This is a genomic window from Pseudomonas sp. 2VD, from assembly GCF_005503585.1.
Taxonomy (GTDB): Bacteria; Pseudomonadota; Gammaproteobacteria; order Pseudomonadales; family Pseudomonadaceae; genus Pseudomonas; species Pseudomonas aeruginosa.
The window spans coordinates 1-9,242 of the sequence record NZ_SCND01000245.1; the positions used below are offsets into that span (position 1 = coordinate 1).

General features: G+C 67.1%; 7 protein-coding genes and 1 pseudogene. 6 read left to right on the forward strand and 2 right to left on the reverse strand.

Annotation, left to right across the window (positions count from 1 at the left end):
- On the forward strand, nucleotides 1-1,669 hold a 1,669-nt coding region (gene bifA / locus FFS27_RS22470), incomplete at its 5' end, for a cyclic-di-GMP phosphodiesterase BifA (protein WP_137952218.1).
- Here bifA and FFS27_RS22475 read toward each other — a convergent pair.
- Both FFS27_RS22475 and FFS27_RS22480 read right to left on the reverse strand, forming a co-directional pair.
- Nucleotides 1,670-2,572 carry a GIDE domain-containing protein gene (locus tag FFS27_RS22475; protein ID WP_003141249.1) on the reverse strand — a complete coding sequence of 301 codons (903 nt, stop codon included), beginning with the start codon at nucleotides 2,570-2,572 and terminating at the stop codon, nucleotides 1,670-1,672. It abuts the gene before it with no gap.
- A 1-nt stretch (nucleotide 2,573) separates the two neighbouring features.
- Entirely contained in the window at nucleotides 2,574-3,146 is a 573-nt protein-coding gene (locus tag FFS27_RS22480) for a LemA family protein (RefSeq protein WP_021264171.1), read from the reverse strand.
- Nucleotides 3,147-3,339: 193 nt separating this feature from the next.
- On the opposite strand from FFS27_RS22480, the gene FFS27_RS22485 reads away from it, so the two are divergent.
- From FFS27_RS22485 to mexV, 5 genes and pseudogenes are all read left to right on the forward strand, one after another.
- A complete protein-coding gene (locus FFS27_RS22485; RefSeq protein WP_003112765.1) occupies nucleotides 3,340-4,680 on the forward strand; it encodes an imelysin family protein in 1,341 nt (446 codons plus the stop codon).
- Between the two features lie 162 nt (nucleotides 4,681-4,842).
- Entirely contained in the window at nucleotides 4,843-6,264 is a 1,422-nt protein-coding gene (locus FFS27_RS22490; protein WP_003141253.1) for a di-heme oxidoreductase family protein, read from the forward strand.
- A gap of 9 nt (nucleotides 6,265-6,273) precedes the next feature.
- Nucleotides 6,274-7,338, forward strand: coding sequence for an imelysin family protein (locus tag FFS27_RS22495; protein ID WP_003094017.1), 1,065 nt, complete (start codon nucleotides 6,274-6,276; stop codon nucleotides 7,336-7,338).
- Nucleotides 7,339-7,348: 10 nt separating this feature from the next.
- A complete protein-coding gene (locus FFS27_RS22500) occupies nucleotides 7,349-8,443 on the forward strand; it encodes a DUF1513 domain-containing protein (RefSeq protein ID WP_021264170.1) in 1,095 nt (364 codons plus the stop codon).
- A 169-nt stretch (nucleotides 8,444-8,612) separates the two neighbouring features.
- A pseudogene (gene mexV, locus FFS27_RS22505) lies at nucleotides 8,613-9,242 on the forward strand (multidrug efflux RND transporter periplasmic adaptor subunit MexV); the annotation flags it as partial.

A 9,242-nucleotide genomic window follows, 5' to 3' on the forward strand; every position in this document is an offset into this window, starting at 1 on the left:
CTATAGCGAATACTACGGCGACCTGAAGATCACCCTGGACACCGCGCCCTACGGCGAGAACTTCGTCACCACTTCGGAAATCATCTTCATCTCCGGCATTCTCCGCGCCCTGGCCATGGGCCTGGTACTGTTCCTGGTCTACCACTGGATGCTGACCAAGCCGCTGTCGAAGATCATCGAGCACCTGGTCAGCATCAATCCCGACCGCCCCAGCCAGCACCAGTTGCCGCTGCTCAAGGGGCACGAACGCAACGAGCTGGGGCTATGGGTGACCACCGCCAACCAGTTGCTCGCCTCGATCGAAAGCAACAGCCACCTGCGCCGCGAGGCCGAGGACAACCTGCTGCGCATTTCCCAGTACGACTTCCTCACCGGCCTGCCGAACCGCCAGTTGCTGCAACAGCAACTCGACCAGATCCTCGACGGCGCCGGCCGCCAGCAGCGCCGGGTGGCAGTGCTGTGCCTGGGCCTCGACGATTTCAAGGGGATCAACGAGCAGTACACCTACCAGCTCGGCGACCAGCTGCTGATCGCCCTCGCCGACCGCCTGCGCGGGCACAGCGCGCGGCTCGGTTCGCTGGCGCGCCTGGGCGGCGACCAGTTCGCCCTGGTCCAGGCCGACATCGAGCAACCCTACGAGGCGGCCGAACTGGCGCAGAGCATCCTCGACGGCCTGGAAGCGCCGTTCGAGATCGACCAGCACGAGGTGCGCCTGCGCGCCACCATCGGTATCACCCTGTTCCCCGAGGACGGCGAGACCACGGAGAAACTGCTGCAGAAGGCCGAGCAGACCATGACCCTGGCCAAGACCCGCTCGCGCAACCGCTACCAGTTCTACATCGCCAGCGTGGACAGCGAGATGCGTCGCCGCCGGGAACTGGAAAAGGACCTGCGCGATGCCCTGCAGCGCCACGAGCTGCACCTCGTCTACCAGCCGCAGGTGGACTACCGCGACCACCGCGTGGTCGGCGTCGAGGCGCTGCTGCGCTGGCAACATCCGTTGCACGGCTTCGTCCCGCCGGACCTGTTCATCCCGCTGGCGGAACAGAACGGCAGCATCTTCAGCATCGGCGAGTGGGTGCTCGACCAGGCCTGCCGGCAGTTGCGCGAATGGCACGACCAGGGCTTCGACGACCTGCGCATGGCGGTCAATCTTTCCACCGTGCAGCTCCACCACAACGCCCTGCCACGGGTGGTCAGCAACCTGCTGCAGGTCTACCGCCTGCCGGCGCGCAGCCTGGAGCTGGAAGTCACCGAGACCGGCCTGATGGAGGACATTTCCACTGCCGCCCAGCACCTCCTCAGCCTGCGCCGCGCCGGCGCGCTGATCGCCATCGACGATTTCGGCACCGGCTATTCCTCGCTGAGCTACCTGAAGAGCCTGCCGCTGGACAAGATCAAGATCGACAAGAGTTTCGTCCAGGACCTGCTGCAGGACGAGGACGACGCGACCATCGTTCGCGCCATCATCCAGCTCGGCAAGAGCCTGGGCATGCAGGTGATCGCCGAGGGCGTGGAAACCGCCGAGCAGGAGGCGTACATCATCGCCGAAGGTTGCAACGAAGGTCAGGGCTACCTGTACAGCAAGCCGCTGCCGGCCAGGGAACTGACCCAGTACCTCAAGCAGGCGCGACGCCTGAGCCAGGCCACCAGCAGCGAACGGCCCTGATCAGAACAGGCGGCTGAACAGCCAGCCCGCCAATAGCGCGCTGCCCAGGCAGAGCAACGCGGCCCCCGCCGCCTGGCGGCGCAGTCGCACGGCGAGATCGTCCTCGCCCTGGCTGGAGAGAATGAAGGGATGCGCCTCCCCCGGCTTGCCGAGCCGGTGGCGGGTCGGCGCGGCGCTGCTTGCCCGATGCCGATCCTCGGCCTCCAGCCGTGCCGCCAGGCGCACCCGGTTCCATTCGCGCTCGTCCAACTCGCCGTTGCCGTCGCTGTCGAAGCGCGCCAGCAGCCCGTGGAAATCGCCCTTCCATTCACGGATCACCGCACCCTGCGCCCGTTCGGCATCGAGTCCCTGGCGACCGCCACCGCTGCTGCGGAATTCGCCCAGCGCATAGAGCGGCTCGCCGGCATGCAGGCGCTCCTCGGTGTAGCGGTAAAGCCGCTCTCCGCCGACCAGGGTGCCGAAGCTCTCCAGCAGTCGCAGGGTATCGATCGGTGCTTCGCGAAAAGCCTCCCAGCGCTGCTGGGTCAAGGGTCGCACCTCGGCGCCGCGTGGGTCGACCAGGCAGGCATCGGTGGCATCGCGCAAGCCGAATGGCGACTCGCTGGCACCTTTGTCGACGGTGCGCCAGGCCTTCTCGCGGCCACTGCGCTTTTCCTCGACTTCGATGCGGTAGCGCCACCACAGGCACGGCTTGCCGGTCAAGGGAGCCTGCAGCGGGCCTTCCGGGCCCTCCTCGAGCACCCCGTAGAGTTCGACGAAACCCTGCGCCGCCGAACGGATCCGCGAGGTCGGTACGTCGCCGAGCAGGCGCGCCCGGGCAAGGCGGTGCACGAACTGCCAGCCGGCCCAGGCGCAGAGCCCCAGGCTGGCGGCGATGAACAGCCAGCGCAGGTCGAAGTCCATCTCAGCCGAACAGGGCCTTGAGATCGACGTCGGCCTTCTCCGCCTCGCTGAACTGCAACAGCTCGGCGGCCTTGAAGCCAGCGACACGGGCGATCAGCAGGTCGGGAAATTGCTCGATGCGCACGTTGTTCAGGTTCACCGCCTCGTTGTACAGCTCGCGGCGATCGGCGATCCCGTTCTCCAGGCCGCTGATGCGCTGGGAAAGGAACTGGAAACTTTCGTTGGCCTTGAGCTGCGGGTAGTTCTCAGCCAGCGCGAAGAGCTGCCCCAGGCCGGCGCGCAGGCCGCTCTCGGCCTTGCCAAGGGCATTCACGTCGGCGCGCTCGCGGGCGCTGGCGACGGCGTTGCGGGCGGCGATGACCCGCTCCAGGGTGGCGCGCTCGTGCTGCATGTATTGCTTGCAGGCCTCGACCAGCTTCGGCAGCTCGTCATGGCGCTGCTTGAGGAGCACGTCGATGTTGGCCCAGGCCTTGCCCACGGCGTGCTTCAGCCGTACCAGGCCGTTGTAGAGCACCGCCGCGTAGCCGGCGAGCAGCAGCAGGACAACCCAGAAAGCGATAGCGGTCAGACTCATGGACGGAGCTCCGGACGAAGATACTGGCATTCTAGCTGCGCCCGACATGTCCAGGCACGACGGCGATCACGCTGCGCCCTTTTCAAAAATGCAAATCTTTCGCATTATGTGGCGGTTTTTTAACGCCCTCGCGGGTGTTTCCGACAAGCGCACGCCGCTTCGGCACGCCACCAATAAAGCAAAGGAATCCGCCATGACTCGTATGCCCCTGGCCACCGCCAGTCTGCTGGCCCTCGCCATCTCCCTCGCCGGCTGCGGCGACGACAAGAAAGCCGAAGCGCCCGCAACACCGGCGGCCAGTACGCAGCCCGCCGCGCCCGCCGCCGCCCCGGCCGCCAAGGTCGACGAGGCCGCCGCCAAGGCGGTGATCAAGAACTACGCGGACCTCGCCGAAGCCACCTTCGCCGATGCCCTGAGCACCGCCAAGGACCTGCAGAAAGCCATCGACGCGTTCCTCGCCAAGCCTGACGCGGAGACCCTGAAAGCCGCCAAGGAAGCCTGGTTCGCCGCTCGTACCCCCTACTCCCAGAGCGAAGCCTTCCGCTTCGGCAACGCGATCATCGACGACTGGGAAGGACAGGTTAACGCCTGGCCGCTGGACGAAGGCCTGATCGACTATGTCGCCAAGGACTACCAGCACGCCCTGGGCAACCCCGGCGCCACCGCCAATATCGTCGCCAACACCGAGATCCAGGTCGGCGAAGACAAGATCGACGTCAAGGAAATCACCGGCGAGAAACTGGCCAGCCTGAACGAGTTGGGCGGTTCCGAAGCCAACGTCGCCACCGGCTACCACGCCATCGAGTTCCTCCTCTGGGGCCAGGACCTGAACGGCACCGGTCCGGGCGCCGGCAACCGTCCCGCCACCGACTATGCCCAGGGCAAGGACTGCACCGGCGGCCATTGCGACCGTCGCGCCGCCTACCTGAAGGCCGTCACCGACCTGCTGGTCAGCGACCTCGAATACATGGCCGGACAGTGGAAAGCCGGCGTCGCCGACAACTACCGCGCCAAGCTGGAGGCCGAACCGGTGGATACCGGCCTGCGCAAGATGTTCTTCGGCATGGGCAGCCTGTCCCTCGGCGAACTGGCCGGCGAGCGCATGAAGGTCGCGCTGGAGGCCAACTCCACCGAAGACGAGCACGACTGCTTCAGCGACGACACCCACCACACCCTGTTCTTCAACGGCAAGAGCATCCGCAACATCTACCTCGGCGAGTACAAGCGCATCGACGGCAGCGTGGTCAAGGGCCCGAGCCTGGCCGACCTGGTCGCCAAGGCCGACGCCGCCGCCAACGACACCCTGAAGGCCGACCTGGCCGACACCGAGGCCAAGCTGCAGGCCATCGTCGACAGCGCCGAGAAGGATGGCGTGCACTTCGACCAGATGATCGCTCCGGACAACAAGGACGGCCAGCAGAAGATCCGCGACGCCATCGCCGCCCTGGTCAAGCAGACCGGCGCCATCGAGCAGGCCGCGGGCAAGCTGGGTATCCAGGACCTGAAGCCGGACAACGCCGACCACGAGTTCTGATTCCTTCCTGCGCCAACAGCGTGCGGCCCATGGCCGCACGCTGCGTTTCAGGGCCTCGAAAGCGGACTTCGCGGGCCTTTACAAACGCAAATCCCTCTTATTTTGATTAGCTCCAACTGGTAAGCTTGCGGGCTGTTTCTACGCAGTCCGGGATGTTCGCCGATGTCGTTGCCGTCACCTTCCATGCCGCTCGCCTGTCTCCTGACGGCGCTCCTTCTGGGCGGATGCGGCGCCGACGACGAACCGCTGCGCGCCGAGCCCGGTGAACACCTGTCCGGGGGCGCGACCACGGTGCTGCAAAGCGACCGCAACGCCTTCTCCCTGCCCTCCGCCAACCTCGCCCCGAGCCGGCGCCTGGACTTCAGCGTGGGCAACAGTTTCTTCCGCAACCCCTGGGTCATCGCCCCTTCCTCCACCACCGCGCGCGACGGTCTGGGACCGCTGTTCAATACCAACGCCTGCCAGAACTGCCATGTGAAGGACGGCCGCGGCCACCCGCCGGGAGCGGACGCGGTCAGCGCGGTGTCGATGCTGGTACGCCTGTCGATCCCGGCCGGCCCTGCGGACGGCAAGACCCTGTTGCACCAGGGGGTGATTCCCGAGCCGACCTACGGCGGCCAGTTGCAGGACGTCGGCATTCCCGGCGTCGCCCCGGAAGGCAAGGTGCGGATGGACTACGAGCCGCTGAAGGTGAGGTTCGAGGACGGCACCGAGGTCGAACTGCGCAAGCCGATCCTGCGGATCAGCCAGCTCGGCTATGGGCCGATGCATCCGCAGACGATGTTTTCCGCCCGCGTCGCCCCGCCGATGATCGGGCTCGGCCTGCTCGAGGCGATTCCCGATGAGGCGATCCTGGCCAATGCCGATCCGGACGACCGCAACGGCGACGGTATCCGCGGGCGCGCCAACCAGGTCTGGGATGCCGCGCGGCAGCGCACCGCGCTCGGCCGCTTCGGCTGGAAGGCCGGCCAGCCGGATATCCCGCAGCAGAACGCGCACGCCTTCGCCAACGACATGGGCCTGACCAGCAGCCTGCTGCCCCACGACGACTGCAGCGCCGCCCAGGTCGAGTGCCGCCGGGCGCCCGACGGCGGCGAGCCGGAAGTCAGCGACAACATCTTCGCCCAGGTGCTGTTCTACAGCCGCAACCTGGCGGTCCCGGCGCGGCGCAAGGTGGACGACCCGCAGGTGCTGGCCGGCAAGCGCCTGTTCGCCCAGGCCAACTGCGTGGCCTGCCACGTTCCCGCCTTCACTACCGGTTCCGACGCCAGCGAGCCGGAGCTGGCCAACCAACGGATTCGTCCCTATTCCGACCTGTTGCTGCATGACATGGGCGACGGCTTGGCGGACAATCGCCCGGAATTTCTCGCCAGCGGGCGGGACTGGCGAACCCCGCCGCTATGGGGCATCGGCCTGACCGAAACGGTCAACGGTCACACCCAGTTCCTCCACGACGGGCGCGCCCGCAATCTGCTGGAGGCGATCCTCTGGCACGGCGGCGAAGCCGAAGCGGCCAAGCGGCACGTGCTCGGCTTCGACGCCGACCAGCGCAGCGCCCTGCTGGCCTTCCTGAATTCACTCTGAGGAGCCCACATGTTCCGCCCACGACTGCTCTTGACCAGCCTCGCCATCGCCCTCGGCGCCTGTTCGCCGCAAGACCCGCAGGCCGTCACCAGTGCCGCCCTGGCGCAACAGGTGATCCTGCCGACCTACAGCCGCTGGGTGGAGGCCGACCAGGCCCTGGCCAGCAGCGCCCTGGCCTACTGCCAGGGCAAGGAAGACCTGGCCAAGGCCCGCGACGCGTTCCACGCCGCGCAGAAGGCCTGGGCCGAGCTGCAACCGCTGCTGATCGGCCCGCTGGCCGAGGGCAACCGCGCCTGGCAGGTGCAGTTCTGGCCGGACAAGAAGGATCTGGTCGGGCGCCAGGTCGAACAGTTGCTGAAGAACAACCCGCAGGTCGACGCCGCGGCCCTGGCCAAGGCCAGCGTGGTGGTGCAGGGGCTCTCCGCCTACGAATACATCCTCTTCGACAGCAAGATCGACCTCGCTGACGCCGCCACCAAGGCCCGCTATTGCCCGTTGCTGGAAGCCATCGGCACCCACCAGCAGCAACTGGCCCAGGACATCCTGGCGCGCTGGAAGAACGACGGCGGCATGCTCACCCAGATGAGCAAGTTCCCCAACGACCGCTACGCCGACGCCCACGAGGCGATCGCCGAGCTGCTGCGGGTTCAGGTCACCGCCCTGGACATGCTGAAGAAGAAACTCGGTACTCCGCTGGGCCGGCAGAGCAAGGGCATTCCCCAGCCCTACCAGGCCGAGGCCTGGCGCAGCAACGCCTCGCTGGCCAGCCTGGACGCCAGCCTGAGCGGCGCCCAGGCGCTCTGGGAAGGTATCGACGGCAAGGGCCTGAAGACCCTGCTGCCGGCCGAACAGAAGGCCCTGGCCGGCAAGATCGACGCCGCCTACGCCGACAGCCACGCGAAGCTGGCGGCGCTGGAACAGAAACCGCTCTCCGAACTGCTCGCCAGCGAAGACGGGCGCAACCAGCTCAACGCCCTCTATGACAGCCTGAACGTGGTCCACCGCCTGCACGAAGGCGACCTGGCCCGCGCCCTCGGCGTGCAACTGGGCTTCAACGCCAACGATGGCGACTGAGGTCGGCACCATGCTGCGACGTCATGTGATCGGCCTGGGCAGCCTGCTGCTCGGCGCCTTGTCCTTCGGCGGCTGGAGCTTCAGCCGCCAGGGTAGCCAACCGCTGGTGCTGTCGGCGCGCGACGACGCCGATGGCCAGCATTACGCGGTGGGCTACCGCCTGGACGGCAAGTGCCAGTTCGCCACCCGCGTGGCCCAGCGCTGCCACGACATCGTCCAGCACCCGAGCCTGCCGCTGGCGCTGTTCGTCGCCCGCCGGCCAGGCACCGAAAGCTACCTGATCGACCTGAACGACGGTCGCCTGCTGCAGACCCTGGTCTCGCAGAAAGACCGCCACTTCTACGGCCACGGCGTGTTCCACCAGAGCGGCGAGTGGCTCTACGCCACCGAGAACGACACTACCGATCCCGGTCGCGGCGTGCTCGGCGTCTACCGTTTCGACGGCGAGCGACTGCAGCACAGCGGCGAGATCTCCACCCACGGCCTCGGGCCGCACCAGGTTTCCTGGATGCCCGACGGCGAGACCCTGGTAGTGGCCAACGGCGGCATTCGCACCGAGGCGGAAAGCCGGGTCGAGATGAACCTCGACGCCATGGAGCCCAGCCTGGTGCTGATGCGCCGCGACGGCAATCTGCTGTCCAAGGAAACCCTGGCGCAGCAGATGAACAGCGTCCGCCACCTGGCGATCGGTCGCGACGGCACCATCGTCGCCGGCCAGCAGTTCATGGGCGATGCCCACGAACATGCCGACCTGCTGGCGATCAAGCGCCCCGGCCGTCCCTTCGAAGCCTTCCCGGTGGCCGAGGAGCAGCGCCTGGCGATGGCCCAGTACACCGCCAGCGTGGCGATCCACGACGACCTGCGCCTGGTGGCCCTGACCGCCCCGCGCGGCAACCGTTTCTTCATCTGGGACCTGGACAGCGGTGCCGTACGCCTCGACGCGCCGTTGCCGGACTGCGCCGGCGTGGGCGCGGTGAAGAACGGCTTCGTCGTCACATCCGGACAGGGCCGTTGCCGCTTCTACGACTGCCAGGGCGAGCGCATCGCCGCGCAACCGCTGGAGCTGCCTGCCGGCCTCTGGGACAACCACCTGCACCTGGCCTGAGAGCGCGGCATCAACCTCTCGCCATACCGGTCCGCGAAAGTCGGAAGCGACCTGCAACACGCTTGAAATCTTTCGCCAATCCTGTGCTTTGACAAGCCTTGAAAGCTGCACGTAATGTGTCGGATTCGCCCCGAAACGGGGCGCTCTCGGCATACCAGGGACCAGGATTATGTTGCTCCGCCGCATGTTGATCATGCTCGCCGCGGTGATCGCCGTGGTGGCGATTCTCGCCGGCTACAAGGTCTACTCCATCCGTCAGCAGATCGCCCTTTTCAGCGCACCGAAACCGCCGATCAGCGTGACCGCCAGCCTGGCCGAAAAGCGTCCCTGGCAGAGCCGCCTGCCAGCCATCGGCAGCCTCAAGGCATTCCAGGGCGTGACCCTCACCGCCGAAGTCTCCGGCACGGTACGCGACGTACTGTTCCTTTCCGGCGACCAGGTGAAGCTGGACCAACCGCTGATCCAGCTGGAAAGCGACGTCGAGGAAGCCACCCTGCGCACTGCCGAGGCCGATCTCGGCCTGGCCAGGGCCGAGTACCAGCGCGGCCGCGAACTGATCGGCAGCAAGGCCATCTCGAAAAGCGAATTCGACCGTCTCGCCGCGCAGTGGGCCAAGACCAGCGCCACCGTCGCCGAGCTGAAGGCGGCGCTGGCGAAGAAGCGCGTGCTCGCGCCCTTCGCCGGGACCATCGGCATCCGCCAGGTGGACGTCGGCGACTACGTCTCGCCCGGGACGCCGATCGCCACCTTGCAGGACCTTTCCACCCTGCTCCTGGATTTCCACCTGCCCGAGCAGGAC